General features: G+C 46.2%; 23 protein-coding genes. 5 read left to right on the forward strand and 18 right to left on the reverse strand.

Going from position 1 to position 25,745, the window contains the following annotated elements; all coding sequences use genetic code 11:
• Window positions 1–3 precede the first annotated feature (3 nt).
• The 6 genes from ACJJIP_RS13315 to ACJJIP_RS13340 all read right to left on the reverse strand — a co-directional run bounded on the left by ACJJIP_RS13315 (window position 4) and on the right by ACJJIP_RS13340 (window position 8,704).
• Window positions 4–1,512, reverse strand: coding sequence for a PepSY-associated TM helix domain-containing protein (locus tag ACJJIP_RS13315; protein WP_157533674.1), 1,509 nt, complete (start codon window positions 1,510–1,512; stop codon window positions 4–6).
• Window positions 1,513–1,539: 27 nt separating this feature from the next.
• Complete coding sequence (locus tag ACJJIP_RS13320) at window positions 1,540–2,127, reverse strand: hypothetical protein (protein WP_353375074.1); 588 nt, start codon at window positions 2,125–2,127, stop codon at window positions 1,540–1,542.
• Window positions 2,128–2,232: 105 nt separating this feature from the next.
• Window positions 2,233–4,452 (reverse strand): TonB-dependent siderophore receptor, encoded by a 2,220-nt coding sequence (locus tag ACJJIP_RS13325; RefSeq protein ID WP_020414769.1) that lies wholly within the window; start codon window positions 4,450–4,452, stop codon window positions 2,233–2,235.
• Between the two features lie 431 nt (window positions 4,453–4,883).
• Entirely contained in the window at window positions 4,884–6,455 is a 1,572-nt protein-coding gene (locus tag ACJJIP_RS13330; protein WP_020414767.1) for an AbgT family transporter, read from the reverse strand.
• A 95-nt stretch (window positions 6,456–6,550) separates the two neighbouring features.
• The gene (locus ACJJIP_RS13335) at window positions 6,551–7,561 is read right to left on the reverse strand and encodes a tryptophan--tRNA ligase (protein ID WP_020414766.1); all 1,011 of its coding nucleotides are present in this window, start codon (window positions 7,559–7,561) and stop codon (window positions 6,551–6,553) included.
• A 129-nt stretch (window positions 7,562–7,690) separates the two neighbouring features.
• Complete coding sequence (locus ACJJIP_RS13340; protein ID WP_211214960.1) at window positions 7,691–8,704, reverse strand: helix-turn-helix domain-containing protein; 1,014 nt, start codon at window positions 8,702–8,704, stop codon at window positions 7,691–7,693.
• Window positions 8,705–8,824: 120 nt separating this feature from the next.
• Between ACJJIP_RS13340 and ACJJIP_RS13345 the strand changes: the two genes are divergently transcribed.
• The 3 genes from ACJJIP_RS13345 to csrA all read left to right on the forward strand — a co-directional run bounded on the left by ACJJIP_RS13345 (window position 8,825) and on the right by csrA (window position 10,670).
• On the forward strand, window positions 8,825–9,241 hold the full coding sequence (locus tag ACJJIP_RS13345) for a rhodanese-like domain-containing protein (RefSeq protein WP_444945323.1): 417 nt from the start codon (window positions 8,825–8,827) through the stop codon (window positions 9,239–9,241).
• Window positions 9,242–9,343: 102 nt separating this feature from the next.
• Window positions 9,344–9,811 (forward strand): GNAT family N-acetyltransferase, encoded by a 468-nt coding sequence (locus ACJJIP_RS13350; protein WP_444901884.1) that lies wholly within the window; start codon window positions 9,344–9,346, stop codon window positions 9,809–9,811.
• 670 nt (window positions 9,812–10,481) lie between these two features.
• The gene (csrA, locus tag ACJJIP_RS13355) at window positions 10,482–10,670 is read left to right on the forward strand and encodes a carbon storage regulator CsrA (protein ID WP_020414762.1); all 189 of its coding nucleotides are present in this window, start codon (window positions 10,482–10,484) and stop codon (window positions 10,668–10,670) included.
• A gap of 288 nt (window positions 10,671–10,958) precedes the next feature.
• On the opposite strand, the gene ACJJIP_RS13360 is transcribed toward csrA, so the two are convergent.
• From ACJJIP_RS13360 to ACJJIP_RS13380, 5 genes are all read right to left on the reverse strand, one after another.
• Entirely contained in the window at window positions 10,959–12,458 is a 1,500-nt protein-coding gene (locus ACJJIP_RS13360) for a vanadium-dependent haloperoxidase (protein WP_444945324.1), read from the reverse strand.
• A 1,387-nt stretch (window positions 12,459–13,845) separates the two neighbouring features.
• The gene (locus ACJJIP_RS13365) at window positions 13,846–14,433 is read right to left on the reverse strand and encodes a GNAT family N-acetyltransferase (protein ID WP_444901886.1); all 588 of its coding nucleotides are present in this window, start codon (window positions 14,431–14,433) and stop codon (window positions 13,846–13,848) included.
• Window positions 14,434–14,729: 296 nt separating this feature from the next.
• Window positions 14,730–15,035 (reverse strand): DUF2845 domain-containing protein, encoded by a 306-nt coding sequence (locus ACJJIP_RS13370; RefSeq protein ID WP_444901887.1) that lies wholly within the window; start codon window positions 15,033–15,035, stop codon window positions 14,730–14,732.
• A gap of 110 nt (window positions 15,036–15,145) precedes the next feature.
• Window positions 15,146–15,598 carry a hypothetical protein gene (locus ACJJIP_RS13375; protein ID WP_444945325.1) on the reverse strand — a complete coding sequence of 151 codons (453 nt, stop codon included), beginning with the start codon at window positions 15,596–15,598 and terminating at the stop codon, window positions 15,146–15,148.
• A gap of 480 nt (window positions 15,599–16,078) precedes the next feature.
• Complete coding sequence (locus ACJJIP_RS13380; RefSeq protein ID WP_444945326.1) at window positions 16,079–16,504, reverse strand: GNAT family N-acetyltransferase; 426 nt, start codon at window positions 16,502–16,504, stop codon at window positions 16,079–16,081.
• A 1,325-nt stretch (window positions 16,505–17,829) separates the two neighbouring features.
• On the opposite strand from ACJJIP_RS13380, the gene ACJJIP_RS13385 reads away from it, so the two are divergent.
• Window positions 17,830–18,552: a 4'-phosphopantetheinyl transferase family protein gene (locus tag ACJJIP_RS13385; RefSeq protein WP_444945327.1), complete on the forward strand. Its 723-nt coding sequence runs from the start codon at window positions 17,830–17,832 to the stop codon at window positions 18,550–18,552.
• Window positions 18,553–18,638: 86 nt separating this feature from the next.
• On the opposite strand, the gene ACJJIP_RS13390 is transcribed toward ACJJIP_RS13385, so the two are convergent.
• The 3 genes from ACJJIP_RS13390 to ACJJIP_RS13400 form a co-directional block, all read right to left on the reverse strand.
• On the reverse strand, window positions 18,639–19,157 hold the full coding sequence (locus ACJJIP_RS13390; protein WP_444945328.1) for a MaoC family dehydratase: 519 nt from the start codon (window positions 19,155–19,157) through the stop codon (window positions 18,639–18,641).
• Window positions 19,158–19,191: 34 nt separating this feature from the next.
• On the reverse strand, window positions 19,192–19,653 hold the full coding sequence (locus ACJJIP_RS13395) for a MaoC family dehydratase (RefSeq protein WP_353375063.1): 462 nt from the start codon (window positions 19,651–19,653) through the stop codon (window positions 19,192–19,194).
• Between the two features lie 112 nt (window positions 19,654–19,765).
• A complete protein-coding gene (locus tag ACJJIP_RS13400; RefSeq protein WP_444945329.1) occupies window positions 19,766–20,614 on the reverse strand; it encodes an HpcH/HpaI aldolase/citrate lyase family protein in 849 nt (282 codons plus the stop codon).
• A 266-nt stretch (window positions 20,615–20,880) separates the two neighbouring features.
• Between ACJJIP_RS13400 and ACJJIP_RS13405 the strand changes: the two genes are divergently transcribed.
• Window positions 20,881–22,080, forward strand: a complete 1,200-nt coding sequence (locus ACJJIP_RS13405) for a CaiB/BaiF CoA transferase family protein (protein ID WP_353375061.1) — start codon at window positions 20,881–20,883, stop codon at window positions 22,078–22,080.
• On the opposite strand, the gene ACJJIP_RS13410 is transcribed toward ACJJIP_RS13405, so the two are convergent.
• Genes ACJJIP_RS13410 through ccmE form a run of 4 tightly spaced genes read right to left on the reverse strand, consistent with a single transcriptional unit; the run spans window position 22,081 to window position 25,669 of the window.
• Window positions 22,081–22,674: an IMPACT family protein gene (locus tag ACJJIP_RS13410; protein ID WP_444945330.1), complete on the reverse strand. Its 594-nt coding sequence runs from the start codon at window positions 22,672–22,674 to the stop codon at window positions 22,081–22,083.
• On the reverse strand, window positions 22,637–23,221 hold the full coding sequence (locus tag ACJJIP_RS13415) for a DsbE family thiol:disulfide interchange protein (RefSeq protein ID WP_020414750.1): 585 nt from the start codon (window positions 23,219–23,221) through the stop codon (window positions 22,637–22,639). Before ACJJIP_RS13415 ends, ACJJIP_RS13410 begins: the two co-directional genes overlap by 38 nt.
• Window positions 23,222–23,237: 16 nt before the next feature.
• Window positions 23,238–25,223, reverse strand: a complete 1,986-nt coding sequence (locus tag ACJJIP_RS13420) for a heme lyase CcmF/NrfE family subunit (RefSeq protein WP_444945331.1) — start codon at window positions 25,221–25,223, stop codon at window positions 23,238–23,240.
• Window positions 25,220–25,669 carry a cytochrome c maturation protein CcmE gene (gene ccmE / locus ACJJIP_RS13425; protein WP_020414748.1) on the reverse strand — a complete coding sequence of 150 codons (450 nt, stop codon included), beginning with the start codon at window positions 25,667–25,669 and terminating at the stop codon, window positions 25,220–25,222. The genes ACJJIP_RS13420 and ccmE overlap by 4 nt, the downstream gene beginning before the upstream one ends.
• Window positions 25,670–25,745 lie beyond the last annotated feature (76 nt).

A 25,745-nucleotide genomic window follows, 5' to 3' on the forward strand; every position in this document is an offset into this window, starting at 1 on the left:
TCGTTAGTTACTGCCCACAGCGCCGTTCACCGCAGTAGCAAAATTGCTATCGCGGCGACGCACCCAGGTATACAGACAAGAAGCAGCGATACCGGCAGCAGTTAGCAACCATACTGCATTGGCCACCAATGAGGCACGCACAAAAGAGTCTGCACCGAAAATAGAAGCATGCACAATGACCGCCATTAGACATGCGATGATGGTCGCCACTCTCAATAATATAGACCAGCCTGCTGCAGTGCCCGCAAAAGCGGCGACCACGCTTAAACTTAACGTGGTTAACCAGAACACTTTTACTGCCGACGCAGTAAAGGCCAAATAAGTCACCGCGCTCAAAGCTATAGCAAAGGGTATCCCCCAAACCTGGGCCATCCATACACGCTCAAGCCGCACAGCCGGAGCACCTCTCTGGCGCTTGCGCACCAACCAAATATTGATACCCGAAACCACAAGCACACACATGCCAATACCCAACAGGAAGTAGGCAATTTTCACAGGGAATCCGGAGAAATGGCCAAAGTGCAAACGGAAGGTGGAAAGATAGACCTGCTTAGCGCTGTCCCCTTCAGACCACCCCTCCTTCTCAATCAGGCTTCCGTCTGGATTAAAGTGATAGCGCTCTCCCCAAACCAGTCGCTCGGGAACACGAGTCCATATTTCTACCACCTGCCCCTCGCGACCAGGGAAAGCCACCTCCAACCTGGTTCGCTCCTCTTCGGGGGCAATACGCTCCATTTCTGCGAGTACAGCGGCAAAGTCTGGCAGTGAGGTTTCGGGAGCATTTTCTTGCATAACCGGATGCTCACGATACAGGATGTGCTCAACTTTCTCTGTATCCCCATCGTAGAAAAGGCCCGCAATTGCAAAGGCTGCAACCTGGGAAAGACCGATAAAGGCACCGGTAATCGCGATGGCCAGATGGAAAGGAGAAGCCCAGACACCAAGGCGGTTATGCAGATCCACCTGCTGCAAGCGCTTAGACCCGGATAGCCGGAAAGAGAATGCATCTTTGATAATTTTGGGGTGCGCGAGCAATCCAGAGACTATCAGGGCCGCCATTAAAACACCTATCAGCCCCACTAGCGGCACCCCCAAACCCAAAGGCAGGTTCAGGGCGAAATGCAAATAGGCTAGAAAGTGTGTCCACTCATGTTTTACCTCCCCCAGAAGAGCGCCGTCCTCGGCAACATAGCGCTCAATATCACCAACCTCGACAACCAGCCGGGGCATATCTGTATTTGGAATAGTGAATTTTACTGAGTCAAACTCTTCATTTTGCTCTTTTGCCAGCGCAATCGCCTGCTCAGCAGCAGTCTGATACACAGACGCAGCCACACTGAGATTTTCCAGTTCGGAGGCCTGCTCCCAGCGTTCAAATTCATTGTAAAAAACTGCGAGTGTTCCACTGACACAGACAATGTATAAAAGTGTCGATACCGCCAGTCCGAGAACCGAATGCCCATCGGTCATATTTCTTACAAAAGCAGGCGTCGGCTTAAAGGATAATTTCACGTTAGATCCCTACTCAGGTCCGTTTTACTAAGCTGCCACAGCGGGAATGGCAAGTTTCAACATCAGGCCACTGAGCACTGAAAATGCCAGCAGGCCTGCCGAAGGACGCAACAATTTTTTGTCGGCACAAACCCACACCATCGCCAGGGTCCATATGGTCACCGAAACAAAAGCACCACCAACTAGTCGCCAACTATCAGAGAGGCCGGTAAAACCAAAGAAAAGCAACCCGGCAACGATCCCGCTCACCAAGGGTAAAAATGTGGCACTTAAAAAACGCAAAATGCCCCGCAACCACAATTGGCGCAGGGCTCCGGGCTCTGAAACACCACCCGATCGTTGCTTTTCAATAGGCCGGGGGCCGCTGGGCCATTCACCCCTAACGGCAAGTAATGCAAATACACCGAGCATTACTATTAAGGCGGCAATACTGATCCCAAATTCTGTACCGACTGCCAGGCTCCAGCCAACGGCCGACAAAACCAGCATTGCCCAACCAAGCCAACTACGTAATGGCTGAGCCCCCTTACTGGACCAAGCCGAGTACAAGGAAAAAATACCTGCAAAGGCAAAAACACTGGCTAGCCCAGCAACGAAGTAAAAGGAATCTTGCATAACCACCACACTGGGAAATTTCGCTTCCCGGCTGATTGTTAAAACGTAAAAAAGGGAGTCTGCCCACAGACTCCCCCTGTGGACAAACTCCCAGCCTACTCTAACTTAGAAAGTGTAACGTGCCTCAGCAGTTACATAACGGCGCTCACCGTAAAAGCAATCACCGCGGCTCAGGCAAGAAGTCGTGTGAATTTCATCAGTCAGGTTCTTCACATTCAGTTGGAACTTCCAGCTTTCCAGGGTATAGCCGATAGTAGCGTCATACAGGGTGTAAGAAGGATTTTCGGTAGGGAAATCTGCAAAAACATAATCGTAATAAGCAGCCTGCTCGGCATAAGCAGTTACCAACTGCGCATGAACTTTATCAATACCGGTGTAACTGTCACCAACATGACGAGCCCCTACTCCAACGCTTAGACCAGGTACCCACTCACTAAAGTCATAGTTTCCCCAAAGAGAGAATTGCTCCTCAGGCACAGTCTCAATTTCAGTGCCAACCTCAAATGGATCGCTACTCTCTACTATTTCAGTATCCATCTGGCTGTAATTAGCCACCAGTGTCAGATTACCCCACTGCCCACTGGCCTCAAGCTCAAATCCATCGATCTGCGCCTCACCGATTTGTCGATAGGACCTGTCAGGACCGAAAGTTAAGCGATTTTTCTGCTTAATCTCAAAGGCAGAGGCAGTCATCAGGATATTAGTACCTTCTGGCTGGTATTTAATACCGGCTTCAATCTGCTCCCCTTTCACAGGCTCGTAGGTACCGCCCTGGCTATTCGGATCTGCTAAAACAGCCTCAAAAGATTCTGAATAACTAACATAGGGAGATACACCGCTGTCGAAGGCATACATCACGCCAAATCTTTTTGTGAGTTCCGTCTCTCTCTGCTTGTCGCTAGCCTTCGTAGAAACATTGCTATGGGTCCTAGAAGACAACCTATCTTCACGCAAGCCCAAATTAAAAATAAAGTTCCCAAGGCTAACTTGGTCCTGGAAGTAAATACCTACTTGCTCAGCATTGACATCGGTAATTTCTCTATCCAGCCCTTCCAGTCCCTCTGGCACATAACCATAAACCGGGTCAAAAATATCGATATCACCACCGTAGCCACGGGCTCTTAAAATACTGTTATCGATTTCTGCATTCTGGCTATCAACACCCGCTGAAATTTGATGTTCAAGAGAGCCTGTAGTCAGCTCGCCTGACAAGCGCAGGTCAAAAATCAAAAGGTCGCTTTTCGCATCTTTCATATAGACAGTCCGCGATACTTCACGGAGGTCTTTTTGCAGACGCAGTGCAAGTGTGTAGTCAGCATACATCGAGTTGTAGTCAACATCCCCTTTTGAATAACGGAGGCCCGCATTGATACCCCAGCTATCATTCAAGCGATGATCAACCCACAAACTATAAGCGGTTTGCTCAGTATTGTATTTATCCCAACCCGGCTCACTAATAAATGTGTCAGTCGGGATTTCACCGTTTACGTTATCGACAATGGTACCGCCCCAAGGTAGGAAAGCTGCAGTGGTACCGGTCTTTTCTTCCTGGTGATTCACCAGGAAAGTAATCTCAGTATCCGCACTGGGGCGCCAGGAAACGGAAGGCATTAACAGGGTGCTGTCATCATCAACATGATCAACTTGAGCATCAGCATCGCGAGCGTAACCCACTACCCTATAGAGCCACTCGCCATCGCTATCGAAAGCACCTGTTACGTCACCAGCTATAACTTTTCGATCATAGTCACCGCCCTGTACCATCAGCTCACCGCCAAACTCCTCTTTGGGGCGTTTGGATACCAAGTTAACTATACCGCCTGTAGAACCCTGTCCATAAAGCACAGAAGAAGGCCCCTTGAGGATTTCTACACGCTCAAAGGCATACAGGTTTGCACGTGAACCGGTATAACTGCCGAAAGTAGTTTTTAGTCCGTCGACAAACATGATTGGCTCAACAGCACGAACGGTAGACCAGTCACCGCGAGCATCAACGCCAAACAAGCCACCATTCACACCGGCAGAGTACTGCAGGATATCCTGCACAGTTTTAGAGCCAGTTACATCGAAGAAATCTTTATCGCGCAGAGAAATAGAGAACGGCGTCTCATCAACCGGAATATCTTGCTTGCCAATAGAAGTCTGGCGGGACAGGTTCAGCTCGCCGGTTACATGAACCTCTTCAATACCCTCATTCTTATCCTCTGCTGCAAAAGCTGCAGTAGAGCCGCCTGCTGCAATAGCCAATGCCAACAGGGAGTGGCTCAGCCCAGAAAGAATGGGAGAAGAGTTTTGGCGTAAACCTTGGATTCGAGCGGTGCCCATGGATATCCCTCAAAATTCAGTGGAAATATTATCTGCCGCAGCAGTTGCTACCGAAATAAGTTGACGCGGATCTTAATAGGAATCGTTATCACTTACAACATTATTAGAACATTTTTTTACTAATGCGGTCTGGCCCGTGTCCTTATTGCAGGCAAGGGAGCAAACCTGCGCCTGAAATAGATACTCTGGAGGAGCGAGGTGTAGGCACATGGGACCATCGAAATTCAGCCTCGCTCATACCCAGCACAAGCCATGAATTAATCAATATTTTTATATTTAAAAAGATGAATAGAAGGGACTACCTGGCAAAGATCAGGCTGATTTTTAGTTGGGGAGAGCTTGGGAAAGAGGCGCCCAGGAACCCGGACACCTCTGAGTGGAAACTGAAATGATGCATCCCGGGGCGGGTAAAACCACACCGGTGCTACTCATTATGGCGTTGGATAGGTATAGCTGGCTTGCAGCCCCAAAGGCATACCCAGATTCCAGTAAATCACCAGGAATATGGACCAGCAGATCAGGAACACCACCGAGTAGGGCAACATGATAGATACCAGTGTACCAATGCCTGTTCCCTTCACGTAGCGCTGGCAATAGACAACTACTAGTGGGAAGTAAGGCATTAACGGCGTAATAATGTTGGTGGAAGAATCACCTACACGGTATGCCGCCTGGGTCAGGTCCGGAGAGAAACCAATCTGCATCAACATGGGTACAAAAATGGGCGAGAGCAGCGCCCATTTAGCAGAGGCCGAGCCCACAAACAGGTTAATAAATGCCACCAGCACAATAATACCCATCAGGGTAATTGGGCCCGGCAGATTCATGGCAGCCAGCAGGCTGCCTCCCTCTACTGACAACAGGGTGCCTAAACCGGAGCGGGCAAATTCAGAAATAAACAGGGCACAGAAAAATGCCATCACGATGTAGTAAGCCATGGAGCCCATGGTCTTGGACATCGCATCGATCACATCCTTACTTTTACGGAAGGTCCCAGCGGCATATCCAAATACAACTCCAGGGATAACAAACAGTAAGAAGATCAGCGGCACAATAGACTTCATAACCGGCGCGCTAAAGGAGGCCAATTGCCCCTGGGAGTCGCGCAATGCAGAAGTCTCTGGCAACATCCAGGCGATAAGGCCCACAACTCCAGCCACCATGACAGTCACTGCCAGGTACATCGCCTTTTTCTCGCGAGCACCCAGCTCCTGCATTACTGGCATATCTTCTTTGTCCCCATCAATGGCGACATTCTTCAGGCGGGGCTCAATCACCTTATCGGTGAGCCACCAGCCCAAGATAGTTACTACGAGACAGGAAGCCGAAGTGAAGAACCAGTTATTGAGAGGGTTTACTTGAATCTCGGGATCAACAATCTGTGCCGCGGTTTGGGTAAAGCCCTGCAGCAAGGGATCAATGGCCGAAGGAACAAAGTTTGCTGAGAAGCCACCGGATACCCCGGCAAAAGCCGCAGCGATACCTGCCAAAGGATGACGGCCAGCCGCATAGAAGATCACACCGCCCAAGGGAATCACCAATACATAACCGGCATCTACAGCGGTATGGCTGACAATCGCCACCAGAATCAGCATCGGGGTAAGCAGCATCTGCGGGGTCACCGCCAGTAGCTTTTTCAGAACGGCATTAATAAAGCCACTCTGCTCTGCAACGCCAACGCCCAGCATGGCCACGAGCACCACACCAAGTGGAGCAAAGCTCGTAAAGGTGGTCACCATACTGGAGAGGAAGCGAGCCAGCTCCCCACTGGAGAGCAGGTTGGTCACCTGGATTGCGTCACCGGTGGCTGGATGCAAGGTATCGAAACTTACTCCAGACAACATCCAGGACAGCACCCAGATAGCAACCATTAATACGAGGAAGAGTACTGCCGGGTCGGGAAGCTTGTTCCCCACCACTTCAATAAAGTTGAGGGCCCGGTTGATCCAGCCGTTCTTGTTCGCGTCGCCACCCTCTGCAGGGTTAGCTTGAACATTTTCCATAATGAATCCCTGTTGTATCGTTATATTTTTATTAATGCTCTTTTATCTATAGGACGGCTACGGAAGCCATAGCCTCCCAACTTTAATTCAAAACATTACTTACCGATCTTGCGGATACCTACCGCATGGCGCAATTTCTCAATAAACGGAGCAGAGTAAGCGCTCGCCTTAGCCGCCCCTTTTTCAAGCTCTGCTTCAATCTGAGATGGGTTTTCAAGCAGCGTGTTATACCGTTCACGGGCTTCACCGATCTGACCATTAACCAGCTCGAATAGCTGCTTCTTGGCCTCCCCCCATGCAATACCCTCTTCAAACGCCTTACGCATTTCTGCGGTTTGCTCTTCAGTAGCGAATGCCTGCCAGATCTGGAAGACCGTTGAAGTATCAGGATCTTTAGGTTCTCCTGGCTCCAGAAGATTCGTCTTGATCTTATTGATGTGCTTCTTCAGTTTCTTCTCAGGCAGGAATAACGGAATAGTATTGCCGTAACTCTTGCTCATTTTTCGACCATCAAGCCCTTGCAATACGGCAACATGGTCGTCCACTACCGCCTCTGGCAGCGCGAAGTGTTCGCCATAATGGTGATTAAAGCGTTGGGCAATATCGCGAGCCATTTCTATATGCTGGACCTGGTCCTTGCCCACCGGCACTTTATTGGCATTGAACATCAGGATGTCTGCAGCCATCAGGATCGGATAGCTATACAAACCCATGGTCACACCGAAGTCAGAATCTTCGCCATCCACACGGTTAGCATCCACGGCAGCCTTGTATGCGTGGGCGCGGTTCATCAGGCCCTTGCCAGTCATACAGGTCAGCAGCCAGGTCAACTCCGGGATTTCATGAATATCGGACTGCCGATAGAACACGACATTGTCTGTATTGAGACCCAAAGCCAGCCAGGTGGCGGCAATCTCCAGGGTGGATTGATGTACCTGTTCCGGGTCCTGACACTTGATCAGCGCGTGATAATCGGCCAGGAAGTAAAAAGATTGGTTATTCTCGTCCTGGCTGGCGGCGATAGCCGGGCGAATGGCGCCAACATAGTTACCCAGGTGAGGAGTGCCGGTAGTTGTAATACCGGTCAATACGCGCTGCTTGGTCATAAATCCTTTGTTTCCTGTACTGAATTCAGGCAATAAAGGGCGAATCATAACCTGTTCGCGGCTAGGGTTGTATCAACGGAAGGAATCGGCTTCCAGCCAGTAAGCCCCCCTGCTCTCATCGTCAAAGACTCACTCCTCTTTTATAACCCCAAGCCTTTCCGGACAGGCAAATTGCCTTTGGTATTGCCCGGGGGATATACCGAAGGCTTTGCGAAAATGGTGGCGAAGGGTTGCGCTACACTCAAAGCCTGCAATTTGCGCTACAAGATCGACACTCTCCTTGCCGGACTCCAGCGCCTTCTGCGCCATCCTTAAACGCTGCTGAATCAACCACGCCTTCGGAGCGACTCCCATAGACTGGCGGAATTTCCTATCAAAACTGCGACGTGAAAGATGGGCCTGCTCTGCCAGGTCCCCCACCATGATAGGTTTATGCAGATTGGCAAGGGCCCAATCCAGCGCCCCCGCGAAATGGTCTGGCCGCTTGGGAACTGGAGTCTCCACGAACTGGGCCTGCCCTCCCTGTCGGTGGGGAGCCATCACCAAGCGCTTAGCCACAGAGTTGGCAAACTCTTGGCCATGGTTGCGACGCAAATACTCTATCCCCAGATCTATTGCCGCCGAGCTGCCAGCCGAACAGGCCAGCGCACCCTGCCAAACATAAAGCACATCCCCCACGTACTCCACATTGGCAAAACGCTGTTTGAAGACATCCCCATAGCGCCAGTGGGTAGTAGCTTGCTTCCCATCGAGCAAGCCAACTTCAGCAGGCAGAAATGAACCCGAGCAGAAAGTCAGGATTTGCCGACCCTCCGCAACGAACCCCTCCAGAGCACCGTACAAAGAGTCCAAATAACGATCTTTGGCCAGTGACGTAGTAGACCAGCAGGGAACCACTAGCAGATCGTAATCCAACAAACTGCTGATCTGCTTACATTGCAGAGACACCCCGCCCACGCCTACCGGGGCTTCTGGGGCAAAGGAGACCACCTCACCCTGATAGAGCTCATCCATACCCGGGCGAGACAAACAGAACAGCTCAGTCGCGCAGCCAAGTTCAAACAAGGCAACTTGCCGGTGCACCAGAATCGCTACTCGCTTTGGATCACTACACCCCATTGGCCCAGCCCCTTTATCAGTCATCACCATTCAACGCTTGGCTCAAACTTAACGCTATTTGGCGTTCAAGCCAATCGCCTAATTGTCAGCCAAGGAACAAACTATGCACAAGCTTTTATGAGAGTAAGAACCAAGGAGATACTTATGAGCTCAGCTGTAAGCCGCTTCGCCCCAGCCAGCAGCCAACAAGCCCTGCTTCATTTTCAGGAATTGCTGGCCTACGAGACCGACTGCTGGGATGTCCACCATGCCATTACCAATGGGCGACGGGATTTTGTTCTGCTGGATGTCCGTGGCGAAGAATCATTCCGGCAAGGCCACATCCAGGACGCTCACTCCCTACCCCACCAACGTATCAATGAAAAATCTATATCCAACTATCCAGCCAATACACTGTTTGTTGTCTACTGTGCAGGCCCCCACTGCAATGCCACAGAGAAAGCCGCTATCAAGCTTGCCAAGTTGGGTCGCCCGGTAAAAAAGATGATTGGTGGTGTTACTGGTTGGATAGATGAAGGATTTCATCTTATTAAAGATAGCGAAACTACCAACGCCGAGTAAGCAAGTTGGATCTTGTCTCACCAATTCAGAAATCAAGGGGGCGCAGGACTGCGCCCAAAATCGTCTCCCCAACCTGAATTCCAATAAAGAAAAAAGAGACCAATGCAAATACGTTACGCAATGCCTTGCGATGGTGCCCAATTATTAAAAATGATGCGTGCCCTCGCCAAATTTGAAGGTTACCTAACTGAGTTCAAAGTCAACGAGCGTGAACTGAAAAGCCGGCTATTCGATCAAGCAGATTTCAAGTGTCTAGTCGCTGAAGATAATGGAGTAATTGTTGGCTACTTGGCCTTTTACCCCCTGCCATTTACTTATGACTTAACTCCCTGGTTCTGGATTAAGGAACTATATGTAAATGACAGTATGAAATACCGCCGAAAAGGAATAGGCAAATCTTTAATGCAACAACTGATCCATGAAGCCCGCAAGCAAGGTAGTACAAAAATAAAGTGGGAAGTACTTTGCTCGAATATCAATGCGCAAGATTTCTATAAGCAGCTGGGCGCATCTGTAGAACAGCAATGGCAAACCTGGTCCCTTAGTACAAAGGAAGCCAAAATCAACTAACACTTACAAAGAAGCCCTATCAACCGCCACCCAAAATCCCACACAAAAAAGAGCCTCGAAATCAGCTGGATGAGCTGCGGAACCGGTTAAGTCAGATACTACAAATATGCTTAACTTGTAAAAACATGAGATTCCTTTAACCACCTAAAAATCCGAAAAAATAATAGTGCCTGTAAAAAATTAGGCGCACGAATAATCTTATCGGATTTTATTTGGTTTTTATCTGTGTCAAAGCCGCGTAAAATCAATAGATATTTATCAGTATTGCGGCTGGTTATCAAGCAAGCTGTGTAAGGCTCATACCTTAAAGGAGCCTAAAACTTTCACAATGATCCACCCTTCAATAGGAGAGCGGTAGCGTGACCTAAGAATAGAGAAAAGGCGCTGACCCAAGGTGCTACCAACACCAGGGGCCAGCTAACCAAATTGATATCGATCCTATCAAGTTGGCTATATGCATAGTACGCTAGAAACCCGCTCGCATTCAATAAAGTCGAGAATATTCAGCAGCTTGGAGCGACTTTCCAAGCTCCGGGAGCCTAGCGTTCGCCTTTTCCTATTTTGTGCCCACCGCTCCCGCGCCCCACCCCTCAAGCCCTCCAGATGTCGACTTCTAAGCTTTTCACCCAAAAGCGCCCACCCATGACTTAAGTATTAACAGGAAATAAAAATGTTGATTTTGAAACGCCGGACTGGCGAAAACCTAAGAATTGGGGCGAATGTCTCTCTCACCGTATTGGAGGTTAACGGTAATCAGGTAAAGATAGGAATACATGCCCCTAAATCCTTATCTGTTCACCGAGAAGAAGTTTATATCCGTATCCAAAAGAAACAGGAAGCAAGCAATAGAAACCGTTGAGAATATGGCCCTCACCGGTTGTATTCTGCAGCAAATTGCCAGTCTTGAAGCAGCTCTATTCGTAACGAGAATCTCATTTGAAAAGATAGCTATAGAAATCAGCTGAAGTATCCATGCTGCTTACCCCAACAGAGCAATTGTTCATTTTCCAAATGTAATGTTTCATGTACCTAATAGAATAACAAACCAGAATTTTTTTACGCTACCCTTACAACTAAAATGGAATGGAGGGTATAAACATTTATCATATTGATTGATAAATATATCCTCCATCCCAACTTCTACCTGTTATTCACCCGCCACTTTAGAAAGATAAAATTGATAAGCACGGTTTGCAACCTGGTGACCTATCGCCTGGCCCGCCGGAACTGAGGGCTCAAAGTGCACACCTCCCCAAACACGACTATTACCACAGTCTTCTTCAAATGAAGTCCAGGTTGGGAAGTGCAAAGACAAATCGGTTTGTGGTGTTATGCCTGGCTCAATCTGCGAGCTTCCTGCAAACGCTGACACGGTATAGCCCAATGTATCACCTTGGGGTAAAAAGAGGCGGCTTGTTTCAGCATGCGCGGCACAAAAGCTGGCAGAAGCAGACGGATACTCTGGGTGATCAGCAACAGGCAAATAGCTGGTCCACTGACTAGCAGGCAAATCATTTACCGTTCCTTTTCCCACTCCTCCCCAGGCAGTAACAGGCTCGTCTTTATAAATATACCGAACTGCAGAGAAGGGGCGTACGGAATTGTGTCGACGCTTCTCCTTCCAAATCGCAATAGCAGTATCAAAGGCAGCCATATTAGTCAGGAAATCGTAATGAATGAAATCCATCAGCGATAAACCCTGAGCCTCCGATGCAAACACAGCAGCAAAGCCTAAGCTGAAGATCTTCATATCAAACAGCTCTGCCTTCATTTTCTGCTCATCAGTTAAGTTAGCTGACGTAGTCAAAACATCATTTACTTGCGCCACGTAACTTGGATAGTTCCATATTTTCGATTTTAGAGGTACCGGCGAAGTGAATTCATCCGGAGACTCATAACTGTATGGCGTCGTCAGCGCTATCTGGGGCGTGACAAATTGTTGAACCCGATATACGCCAGGGCGCTCCATTAAAACTGCTGGCTGCCACTTCGAAGGAAAACGTAATTTATAGGCAGTGTTAGCTGGTTTGAAATTGGTATAATCGGCATAAGGTAAGCGGTGATACAACTGATTACCCTCATTACCCAGCTGATTCATACCGTCATTAACACGCCCTTCCAATACTTTTCTACCGGCATAGTTCCCTATACCAATCGGGGTAGTAGTATCTTCTGAAAAGTTATCAGGATCCAACCCTAACTCAAGTAACAGATTATCCCATTCAGATACCAAGTGTGGGAACAACCCATTCAATACCTTATGAGACGCATAGGAAAGTGCAATATTTAACTCACTGTTATCTGTCGGCTCAGCCATCCGAGCAATATCTGAGTAAACTCCTTTGGCAGTCGGATGATAAGGGGCTGTGGCATCAAACCAAGAGTTGGTAATTAGCGTCGTAAAACGGAGCACTAAAGTAGCGTCATTAGCAGCGGGAGACACTTCAAAAATTGCACACGCCGCTGCAGGAATAATATTCTGCACTGCGACGTTGCAGCTTTCCAGATCTGTAGAGTTACACTTGGGTGGCAATTGAACGTCTTCCAGTTGCGGGCAGGTTAACGCCTGTGCCTGCCAGCTCACAGAAATAAATAATACCCCGACAATCCCTTTTAAAGCCTTTTTATAAATCTTATTTTTAAGCATCGATCTATCCATTTTTACTTGATTAGCGTGTTTGAAAGTCCCCTTTAGGCAACCAAACACGTATTATTAAAATCAGACATACACACTTTAAAGATTCATTAAACTCCCTATACTCTTGCCCCCTTTTTTAAACCAGAAGTAACCACAACGTTCACACTCGGAAAACCCAAACTGAAGATTAATGCTGTTGAAATGTTCATTTGCTGAAGCTTTACAATCAACATACCAACTTGCACCATAAAAATTTAGTCTCCGCCACCTATGCTCCAAAAACTTAAAAATTATCCATTGGATTTCAATAGTTTTTTGATTAACCTACTCTACGTTGCGGGGTCAGTGAACCCCCTCCTGTATAGAGAATATCCATATTGGCTCTGACACTTGGTATATAATGGTCAAACCTTACAACTATAAAACTGTTGTGACTGGAAAATTCACCTCAGGAACTCCAGCCAAATAGATTCTACTGAAATACAGCCTATTTCTGTAACCAAGTTGCAAACCGAAATATAAGAAAGAATAGTGTTAACTTATTAACTAGAATCACGAAGCCCTTAAAAATATATTATTAATCTTACATCCTACCGCCTGACACTCCCCACTAGTAACGTAACCTGATGAGAATCAAGTGAAAACTATGTAGCGGCCATATTGTGATGCAATCATTTGTTACATTTTTACTAACTGGTTTCCACTAAGAGTTAGCCCAGGTATCTCGCCTAAGAAACCACCGAAGTGAGCCTAACAATTTCGAGAAAGCCTAACCGATCAACACATTTTAGCCAAGCACGCAAAAATACATCAACTTACAGCCAGGATTAATCTCGCGTGAAAATTAAAAAAAGAAAAATTAAGATTTTCTGTGATGACATCAAGAAGTTATGTTTCATGCAGATAAAGCTAGTCACTAATCAAATGACTTCTAATTGACAGCTCGAACTTGCAAATTTTTCTTGTAATTTGTCATAGCTGTAAATCTAGACTTAATAAGAAGTTATCAGTCTTTCCTACTGAATTTTGATACACTTTTAAATAGAGAAATAAGCGCTCAGCCAAACACCCACGGCAAGCAATGTCACCAACAAGAATAACCCAAGAAAGTCTTAGGTAATCTGTGCGGACTAGTACTAGAGAGATCCTGTTTAGCCCGGTTAGCACTCAAGGCTGCCCCAGATTGCGCCAGCTCTTGACGGGCTTACATTTTGTGAATATCAGTAAGTTAGAAGGCGCCATATTGGAATGAAATCATTTATATGCATCTTATGATTTTTCCGCTATCGCAAGCGCATATCACTAAACATCAGGGTTACTGAAAACTTAACCTGCTGCCTCATTAGGCAATATACTAAAATAAACCATTGTTTAATCTGTTTACAACATAAACTCCTTACAACAAGCATTTCATCAGTTTACACCCACCAACATGTGGAATAAGTGGATGTGATTCCAATTTAACATTCTTAATGCTTTTGAATCCTTGCTCTTCGTAAAGCTTAATGGCTATAGTATTGTCAGAAAATACGATAAGACTTAGCTCACTGTAGCCTTCATTTCTTGCTTTTTCTTTCGTCTGTTCCAGCAATGATTTTCCAATCCCTCTCTGTTGATATGCCTCATCAACACACATAGCATCTAGAAAATAACTCCCTTCAACCCTGCTGGAATAAAATTCTCGAAACCTATTTAAACGATCCGGGGGAAGAAAATTCACTAACTCTTTTGTTATACAGTGGAACTTTGCAGGATAAGACAAAGCTACCCCGACGATTTCCTGATTAGACTCAGCAACAATACAACTACGGAAAGTATGTGGATAAATATCTTGCTCCAAACCATTGGAAAGCACTTCAATAGCTGGCACATTAGGTATCAAATCATGAAATAGATACTCTACAGCTCCGTCAGACGCAATATAGTCTAGCTCTGCAATACGGCGACAATCATCCTTTTTTCCAAGCCTGTAGTTCACATTCATATCTTATCCTAAACCAATATATTTGACGATATATTTCAGATATACACTAAGTTTTGGACAACAATCATGTTTCCAGGTAGATAACAAAACTGTTAACTCAGAGTTTTTGATTTCACCAAACAGTCTATTATAAAATGCTAATTCCATATCTATAGACTAAAGGTATGTATATACCAGTCACACCAAACAAGTACTTGCTTACCTGAAAATCATATAAGATAGCGATGAGGCTAACATGTAGTGCCAGCCCTTGACCAACAGCTTGTGAAGCACAGGAAGTTGAAAACACGACACAATCAATTTTGGTCAACAGCATTTATCTTAAAAAGCTTATTCCCTTCAAAAACCAAACTGTAGTAATTAGTTTTTCCATAATTAGTAACTTGAATGATCCACTCCTCAATCTTCATTACCCGAACCCTGTTCCCCGCAGCATCTTCCCGATCAATATACCCAATAACCTCTTCACTTACGGGCTGGCCGCAAGCGCTCAACACCTTATACTTAATGTCTCCTACCGATATCAACTCGTTGCCGCATCTCAATGCAAAGGCGTTGTTAGCAAATATTAACAAAGAAATAAAAAAAACAATCTTCTTCATATCAACTCTCTTTTATTGCCGTTCTCATCAGAGGACAATGCTATATATCTAGTCCAGAAATGTGCATAAAGCAACCAGTAAAAAGGTGGATAACCAAGTACTATACCTGGTTATACACCCGTACCTGCTGTGCGTAATCGATGGTACATGGTAGTAACAAACCTACCACCAAAAATCATTGCGAGTGAAATTAGCAAAACAGTGACATAACCGTAATTGATAGTTCCCTGAGTAAAAAGCTGGCCAACAATAACTCCCACAGACTTTAAAGCCCAGTAGACTCCTATAAGAAAAGTGCCAGCCGCCACCAGTCCCTTCTCAGAAATAGAGGTATCCCCATCGGTAGATCTGATGATTTTAGGTGCTATTTTTGGAGCCAATACCCAAAGAATTATGCCAATAACAGCTGGCACTACTATCGATCCAAGAACGGGAGCAATGGGTATTGGCCCACTGATACCCCAAGATGCAGGTGCAATGATAAACGGTAGGGCATTTCCTAAATTACTTAGAACCAGATATGCCGCCAAAATCTTAATCGTCAATTCTGAAAACTGTTTCATATTTTTTGTCTAATACACCTAAAATAGCAGGCTGAGTTTTGCGCCCTTAACCAGCTTTAACCATTTGTCTCGTGGCTTTCTAGGATAGAAGCTCTTACGGAATCCATGCTATACACCCCACAGCATCACTATTACTTAAAATTAGATAATTACTGCCATTACATAAGTGCCAAAACCCTGATTCATAACCTACTAAGCTTCACAACTAATACTTAGCAACATAGTTGAGTGCTATGAGGGAATCTTAAGAACACTCTCCGTCAAGCTAAGCTCTTTCCTTCAAACCGGAATTAATATCGATCTTCGTACGTAATGATTGAGGAAACTCCGTCATGGTTGCTCTTAATGCTAAATCTTCGTACATGCTGAACCTCCGATTCAAAGTTTAATATTCTCTCTATTAAACTATGAACCTTAGCTGAACAACCACCTAGCATTGACTTTTGGGGCTACTTGATAGGGCGCCCCTAGAACACATTGTTATAACTTTTTTACTAGGCAGTATGTTGTATGTCCTTTGGGGTAATCTGGCAACTCACCATAAACTTTAAAGCCAAGTTTTTCATAAAAAGGACGAGCCTGGAAGCTTAATGTTTCCGTGCGAATATATTGAAACCCCTTTTCAAGAGCATATTTTTCAGCAGCAGCCACCAATTCACTACCAACACCTAGACCGCGGGTATCCTCCGACAACCAAAGTAACTCGATAATGCAATAGTTCCAGAACCCTGTTGCCCGGATGCCACCTTGAATTTCTCCATTTTCACTTTTAGCAAACACTGCAAATTTAGCATCTTCTTCAAATACAACATCATCCGGAATATACTTCTGATTATATTTTTTTATCCCCTCGCTAATAAATTTTAAATCTTCTTTTTGTGGGGTTGATGTTACTTCGATGTTCATTCATACCTCCTTAAGTATTTGGTAAATTCTGAGGGGGTTATAATTCACTGAAAAGTGATAGATTAGTCATCTTGGTAGCCATAACACAAAGGTAAAGTCATAAATAGTTCGTGCAATGAAAATTATTCGGCCACAGGGCTTTGCATCGTGAAGCCAGCTACATCCACTAATTAAATTAATTATTTTGCGGATCATATACATTGCCATACCATCAGGCCGGTTCTCCTAGTAGCTCACAGGCCTTGGTTCCAGTTTCCTCGATAGTCTTAAACCAATGCTACTGGAATAGTTAAAACGGTAGTACGAATAAGGCTCCCACCACAACGTATGCTAAGCTACGGTAACTTTCTATCAAGCTCTGAAAGATTTCGAATCAATTTGAAACAATATCAGAAGCTTTTACTGAAATATTGCCACTATATTCAATTACTTCAAATTTACCCATTTTAATTGATCATTTGGATAACTTCGCCACTGAAACGCCGCTTATCCAATTCATAGATAACTTAACATTTATAAAGTGATCATGACAACTATCCCGAAATATCCATCAGTACACAACCCTATGATTTTATTTTAAGCTAATCAAGTTACTATTCAGAAATAGCAGTCACGGTAATTGAACTTACAGTCCAGGCCTCGTCACTTTTCGTCACGGCACAAATTTATGCACATACACTTCCGGAGCCCGCTGGTTAATTATCGAGCAAATCAGTTTGTTTAGAGCAGAGCATCGTTAAGTTGAGTGATTATTTTAGGGAGAGATTAAAAGGAATACCGACCTGGTGAGATTTGATCATCACGTCGGATTTCTTGACGTCAAATATCTTGTCATCAATTAGCAAAAAAATTGCTGAGCTACTCAAAGTAACTGAGAAACTATCCTAAAAAAATAGATTTGTACTGCTTCTCTACCGATTCTCGAAACACAACTGCTATGGATATTCTCAATTCCCAGGGATAAGTATGCAAATTAACTTTCCACGTTAGTGCCCTAACCTGTAGTAGAAGTAGCTTTTAAGGGGCTTGATTTACTCTGAGATACCTCATAGAACCATACTAACAACTACAATCAATCGCTGGGCTGCACAGAAATTAACCAGCGATAACTTTGGTATTTAGGGAATTATAGCGAAGGGGTAAATAGAGATAGTATTTTTTCAAAGATCCTTATTTTTCTCTTGCAGTTCTCCAGCTATCTGTGACAATGATACTGAAATTACTACCTTCGCAAATCCTATTTTACATCCTTACTTCTATCCTCGGATAACAAGGGGGGAAGCGAGATTGAAGCAAAGAATATAGACACCAACCTTCATGTCACCATGATACATACAAGCACTCCACCTCAAAATCAGGGAACTAAAGAATTTATTTCGGAAGTAAGGCCAATTACCAAGCTTCCTTTACAGGGTCAGCTATTCGAGTGTGAATTCAATCCCAAGGAGTATAGCGACCTTTTATTTAAGGCCCTGGATGTTACTTTATCTGAAGATGTTCGTTTAGCTCGAGACAAACGTAAATCTGAGTTTCTTGCAGGGAGGTATTGTGCCCAACAAGCTTTAAATCATTATGGTTATCAAAATATTGATATTCCGATTGGGCAGGACCGGTCCCCGCAATGGCCAAAAGGTGTGATTGGATCTATCACACATGCGGGTAATAGAGCTGTTTGTGCAATCAGCAGACAATCTGTTGGGCTTGGTATTGATTATGAATTACCCGTGACAGATAAGACCGCCAATGAAATTAGTAACCTGATAGTGAGTGAAAAGGAAAAGCTATTACTCTCCAATTCCGGCTTACCTTACGCCAACTGGTTAACTTTGATATTTTCTATCAAGGAAAGCCTGTTCAAAGCCCTCTACCCAAAAGTAAAACAATATTTTGATTTCCTCGACGCTGAAGTTTTCAGCATTGACCATGTACAGCAAACAATATCTTTGAAACTACTAAGGAATCTAACCCCTGAGGTGAGATCGGGTCAAATATATGGTGGAAAATACTGTTTCCATCAAGGTGGTATTCTCACACTTATTGAATATTGATACCCTTGATAATATTAGAATTAATGAGCTTTTGGTTAAAGAACCACATTATATAATCGACCCCCAGAACACTTTGATCCTATTAGTTAGTAGCCGGCAGCTGTATAAGGACCAACATGGCGTCTGTAAACTAGCAGTTTCCGTTCGAAACTTAATACGTAAGCGCCATCTTGATTATGCGCACGTGAACTAACATGTAGCAGTCCCTGATCGGGGCGTGATTTGGATTTGCGTTTTCCGAGAATTGCTGATTCAAAATATAAAGTATCACCAACATATACTGGTTCAACCTTACAATCCGTCACACTCAAGTTTGCCACGACTTTACCAAATGTTTTGGTTGTAAGAGCCATCGCACTTAAAACAAAAGTCTCAGATACCTTTATCCGGTCACCATAGACCCTTCGGGCATAGCGTTGATCAGCATAACCGGGGCTGAGATCAAATACATTGCCTGCATAGCTCAGTGAGCTGGCTTCTGAGAAGGTGTGGCCCGGCCGGTGCTCAAAAACCTGGCCTACTTCAAAATCCTCAAAATCTACCCCATAAGTTTCAATAAATACATTGGGCTCAACCTCACGGAGAAAACTGAATGAATCCTTCACAATGGCTCTCCAACGTAATCTATTGATTTAATCATTAGTAATTATTTGCGGAAAACGGTAGATGATCCCGCTTGAAAATCAACATACTACAACGCATTTCATTCGTCTTTACTTTATCCTGGTTAATGCCGTGAACAGCGACTTCTATCAGGCCTGCGTCTGAGTCTTTGGAAGTTGCACCAACAAATAAGATTTCACTTTCGGCATAGAGAGTATCCCCACCAAATACTGGTGCGAGCATGTCAATACTTTTCCACTCCAGTATGCTTTTTCGCCGATTGAACGTTTTCCAGGTCATTCCCATCAGGCGCGATACAATCAATGTGGTCACAATTAGTGGCTGCTTGAACTCTGTCTGTGCTGCATAATTTGAATCAAAATGTATCATTGCCTGGTTAAATGTAGTAATACATTCTTCGACATTATCCTGCTGGCTTATAGTGACTCCGGGGCGGTGTTTAAAAACCTGACCCACCTGAAAATCTTCAAAATCCAAACCGTATCTCTCCCTATATCGGTTATCGCCTACCCTTATATATCCGGGATAACAAAGATGTTCCATATAAATAAAGTCCTGAAAAGCAAATTACCTGGCCGTAACTGAATGGCTATTTCCTATTAGCCAGGTTGATCAGCCGCTGCGCCCGCTCAACCACAGGTATATCCACCATCCGGCCATCGACCACCAAGACCCCTCCCCTGTTTGCCCTGTAAGCATCTACAATTTTTTGCGCTTGACGTAGACTTTCTTCCGACGGAGAGACTCCCCGATGTATTCCCCGCAATTGACCCGGATGTAGTGCAATTTTTCCAGTAAAACCCAATGCCGTTATTTTTTGTGTGTCCTCAAGCAGGCCGCGGTCATCGCCTAGATCCAACCAGGGCCCATCAATTGCCGCTATATTGGCATGTCCAGCTGCCTGCGCAATACGCCCTCTAGCATACAGCAGGGAATCCCAGCTCATATCTCCCCTTACTTCGGATGAGTAATCTGCTGAACCAAAACCGATAGCCACTACATTTGGCGCCATTGCAATTTTGATGGCATTTTCCAATCCTTTTGTCGTTTCAACCAAGGGTATTAATCTGACAGGGTGTTCAAGAGAGGTCATGACTTCGTTAAACCAAGCGATCTCCTCGGAGGATTCCACCTTCGGTATCATAACGATGTCTGGCAACGGCTCCATCTTCAATATCAACAACATGTCTCTCAATCCCTGCTCACTTGCCAGGTGATTAATTCGCAATGCCCGTTGGATAGAATTTGAGGTTTTGGCTTTAAAGAAATCGACGACTTTCTCTCTGGCAGCTTCTTTCTCACCTGGTGCAACAGCGTCTTCCAGATCAACACATGCTACATCGGCTTCGCTCATTAACGCTTTTATATATCTGTCGGGACGTGTAGCGGGAATAAACAAAATACTGCGAAAAAAACAAACTGTCTCATGGTCCATCATTTGCACTTTCGCCTTACCAGGTTTCTTCGCCCAAATCTTTAAAATTTAACTCTTAATGACATCTTCATACTTAGATCTATCCCAGCATATTAGCAGCCCTAAAAATCATGAGCTCATTAAGCGCTGTCAATTAAAATGGCTTATCGGACTGAAACCCTTTTTTGCGCCAGCCTCCCATTCCTTAATCAATACTGCTGGGAAGCACTCCCAGATTTATCTGTCCTAAAATCGTAATTGACGATAAACAAAGATTGGTGAACTTCTCAATGCTCCCTCTTTCCGGCTTGCGGGTAATCGCCGTAGAACAATATGGCGCAGGCCCCTTTGGCACATTATTTCTCGCCAATTTAGGCGCTGAAATCATAAAAATTGAGGATATTTCCCATGGTGGGGATGTGGCCCGCACCGTTGGACCCTATTTTATAAAAGGTGAAAAATCAGATAACAGCAGCTTGTTTTTCCAGGGACTCAACCACAATAAACGGAGCTTGTCCCTTAACCTCACATCGAGAGAAGGGCAGGAAATACTCCATAGGCTCGTTGCAACTGCTGATGGGGTAACCGGTAATCTACGTGGTGACGTACCTGAAAAATTGGGAATCACTTTTGATGCCCTTAAAAAGGTCAACCCTAAAATTGTCTGCGCCCACCTAACCGCTTTTGGCAGGAGTGGAGAAAGAGCATCTTGGCCAGGCTACGATTATCCCATGCAAGCGGAGGCCGGTTACTTCAAGTTGACAGGAGAACCCGACGGACCACCCACACGTTGCGGCCTCTCACTAGTGGACCTATCTACCGGGGTAGCTATGGCACTTGGATTGGTATCAGGTATTTTCAGTGCCAGGGAAACGGAAAAGGGAAGAGATATCGATATCAGCTTATTTGATAACGCACTATATAATTTAAACTATGTAGCTATGTGGCAGTTGAATGCCGGGCACAACCAGCATCGACAGCCCCGCTCGGCTCATTTTTCCCTTACCCCTTGCCAACTGTATAGGACCAAAGACGACTGGATTTACCTAATGTGTAATAAGGAAAAATTCTGGACAGAACTATGTAAGGCTATAGAGCACCCTGAGTTAACCACTGACTCCAGATTTTTGGATTTCAAAACACGCCTAAAAAATCGAGATCAACTCACAGAAATACTGGATATGATTCTCAGTAAGAAGACGACTAACCAGTGGCTTAAACTATTTTCGAGTCGCGTTCCTGCAGCTCCTATTTATGACGTGGAGCAAGCATTGACCAACCCATTTGTCACAGAGAATGGCAAAATACAATCAATGTATGATGACAATGGAAAGCAAATTAAAATTCTCGCACCGCCAATTCGCTGTGACAAAGAAATGCCAGAGTTCAAGCAAGCCCCAACAATGGGGCAGGATAACTTCGACATTCTCTCCCAATTGGGATATTCAGAAACAGAAATTAAGCAGCTGAAGAACAATGGGATTATTTAGTTAATCCTGTACTTCAAAATTTTCAGCCAGAAGCTGTAATCGTAAAGACGGCCATTCACTACTTGGCAGGGAGATGGGAATAGCAACCTTGCTCGCATATTCTGCCGGCCCACAGCTTCCCTGATGACGCCCTACCAGGAAACGCAAGCGGGATTCCTGGGCAAAATTACAGCCAACGACAATACTTTCCAGAGGTACAAAAGTGTCGAGCCTGACCTCTTGCAGGGCGCTGCCAACTGAGCCTCTATAGGCCCGCATCAGACCCCCAACCCCCAGCTTGGTACCACCAAAATAACGGGTAACTATAGCTCCGACATTACCGATACCCTGTTTGAGCAGCAATTCCAGCATAGGACGACCGGCGCTGCCGCCAGGCTCACCATCATCATCCGCTTGCATCACTTCAGGATTGGAAGGGTTGCCAATCACCAATGCTGTACAGTGGTGACTGGCATCCGGATATGTTGCACGAACCAGGTCAAGTTGCTGCTGAAATTCCACCTTATCTTCGACCGGGCCCAACCAACAGATAAAGCGGCTTTTCTTTTCTTCGGTCTCACTGACAACGGGAGACGAGGGAATCTGATAGGTCACCGGCAAACTCGTCCCAATGCTGGGTTTTCAGCTTTTCGTAAAGGGGCTGTAGCTTGGTTTGCCACACCTTGTTATCCACTACGCCTACATGCTTACAGCGAATGGTACCCTCGGCATCCACCAGGAAAGTTTCCGGGGCTCCAAAAACCCCCAAGTCGAGGGCCAGGCGCCCTTCCCTGTCTGCAAGGCTGTAAATATAAGGGTTGTGGAATTTCTCCAGCCACTTGATTGCAGCTTCGTCCTCATCCTTCATGTTGACCCCAACAATAGGGACACCCTGCTCCGCCAAGGCATTCAGATAGGGGTGTTCCACCCGGCAAGCAACACACCAGGTCGCCCACACATTGAGCAAGTGCGGCGCTTTTGGTAAGTCACTCTTCTGCAACAGTTGATTACTATCGGCAACATTCTCCAGGGAAAATTCCGGCACCGGCTTGTTAAGCAACGCGGAGGGCATTTCTTGCGGATTCAGGGACAGGCCGCGCCAAAAAAGTGCGGCCAATCCAATAAAAATAATCAGAGGCAAGAAAAGTTTTAATCTGGACATACTATCTTCCCCAAATCTACGCAGTAGCTACATTGCCAGCAATCGGCACCTGACGTGCCACTTTGGCTTTACGATAACGTTTATCCGCAACCGCAATACCACCGCCAATCGCCATTAATAAAGCACCGAGCCAGATCCATACTACAAATGCCTTATATTGCAGCCTTACCGCCCAATCGCCGCTGGGATTGCTGCGGTCCAAGGGTTCGCCCAGGGCTACGTATATATCGCGGAACAGACCAGTGTCGATCGCCGCCTCGGTCATGGTATTTCCGCCAGAGAAATAATTCCGCTTCTGCGGAAGCAGCTCTGCTACAGGTTCGCCATTTTTACTTACGTGCAACACCCCTTCAAAGGCACGGTAGTTTGGACCCTGAGCGAGGCGCACCCCATCAAATTTGAAATCGTAGCCAGCCACTTGATGGCTGTCCCCAGCCCCCATGCGCAGGTCATCTTCCACGCTGTATACCGTAGTTAATACAACCCCGAGTACTGCAACAGCCAGGCCAATATGCGCGAGATGCATACCATAATAGCTGGCACGCTGGCGCTTTAATCCAGCAAAGAAAGACTTGGCGTTGCGGGTCTTGGTTACGATATCGGCAAGGCTCGCACAGAATACCCAGGCACCGATAAAGATACCCAGCACTGCCCCCCAGTGGTAATGGTCGAAAGCCAACGGCCAAATCAGAGCGATAACCAATGCTGCCAAAAACGGCAAACGCCAAATATTCAATAATTTGTCCCAACGGCTGTCTTTCCAGTTGGCGTGCACTCCCATACCCAGCAGCAGGCACAACACAACCATTATCGGTACAAAGAACAGATTGAAGAACGGCGGTCCCACACTGATCTTGCCGAGGTTCAAAGCATCTGCAACCAATGGATACAAAGTACCAGTCAGCACCACCGCCATAATGAGGATCAGCAAAATATTATTGCCGAGCAGGAAAGTCTCCAGGGAGCGGAAGGAGAATACACTGCGAGCACTGACTGAAGGCGCGCGCAAAGCAAACAGCAACAGGGAGAACCCGACAACCAGCGCCAGGAAGCCAAGGATAAAACTGCCCCGCAGGGGATCGGTAGCAAAAGCATGTACTGAGGTAATCACTCCGGAACGTACCAGGAAGGTACCTAGTAAGCTCAGGCTGAAGGCGAATATCGCCAACAAAATAGTCCAGCTCTTAAACAGACCACGTTTCTCTGTCACCGCCAGTGAGTGCATCAGTGCAGTGCCAACAAGCCATGGCATCAAGGAAGCATTTTCCACCGGGTCCCAGAACCACCAGCCACCCCAGCCGAGTTCATAATAAGCCCACCAACTACCCAGGGCGATACCCAGGGTAAGGAAAGCCCAGGCCACGACCGTCCAGGGCCTGGCCCAGCGCGCCCACACTGCATCCAGTTGGCCACCGAGCAGGGCTGCAATAGCGAATGCAAAAGCCACAGAGAACCCCACATAACCCATATACAGTAGAGGCGGATGGAAAATCATTCCCGGGTCTTGCAACAGTGGATTCAGATCTGAACCTTCCATCGGCGGGAAAGGCAGGGTTCTATCGAATGGATTCGAAGTTAAAAGGATAAAGAGGAAGAAACCGATCAGCACCATGCCCATTACAGACAGCACCCGTGCCGACAGCTCCGGTGGCAACTGCCGGCCGAACATGGCAACCGCAGCTGCCCAACCAGCCTGAATCAAAAGCCACAGAAGTATGGAGCCCTCATGCCCTCCCCAAACTGCCGTCACTTTGTAGTAAACAGGCAGAATGCTATTGGAGTTCTTTGCGACGTAATTAACTGTGAAATCACTCTGTACAAAGGCAATCGTCAAGCAAGCAAAAGAGATCAATACAAAGACGAATACGCCCATGGCGAGGGGTTTACCGGCCTCCATCCATAAGGGCCGAGCGGTATAGCTGCCGGCAATAGGCAGGACAGATAAGGCAATAGCAAGCAGCAATCCCGCTACCAGTGCAAAATGGCCCAACTCAGGGATCATATTTTTGCTCCATCAGCACAGCTTTCGTGAGAAACCATAGACTCAGCCACCTCTGGTGGCGTATAGGTTTCATCGTGCTTGGCCAGGACCTGGTCTGCACGCATGGTGCCGTCCTGCATCAGGCGCCCGGAAATTACTGCAGCTTCACCCTCAGCAAACAAATCCGGCAGTATCTTGTCGAATACCACGGCCAGTTCGGCTTCACCGTCAGTGATAACAAACCGCACATCCAGGCTATCTTCAGCGCGTTGCACACTGCCTGGCACTACGCAACCGCCTGCGCGAATACGCTTTTCAAAAGGGACCTCTCCAGCCGCAAAAGCACTGGGCGCGTAGAAATAATCCATATTTTCACGCATCGCATAGGTCACAAAACCCACGGCGACACTAGACAAGGTGACCAGGACAAGTACCAGGATCAGACGTTGCTTGCGTACAGGATGCATTGTCTTAGTTAAACTCCATATATTTAAGTTTTGATCTTGTTAGCTGGGCAGCGGTCACAACCGGGCAAACATCTAA

It is taken from the genome of Microbulbifer variabilis (genome assembly GCF_052467165.1).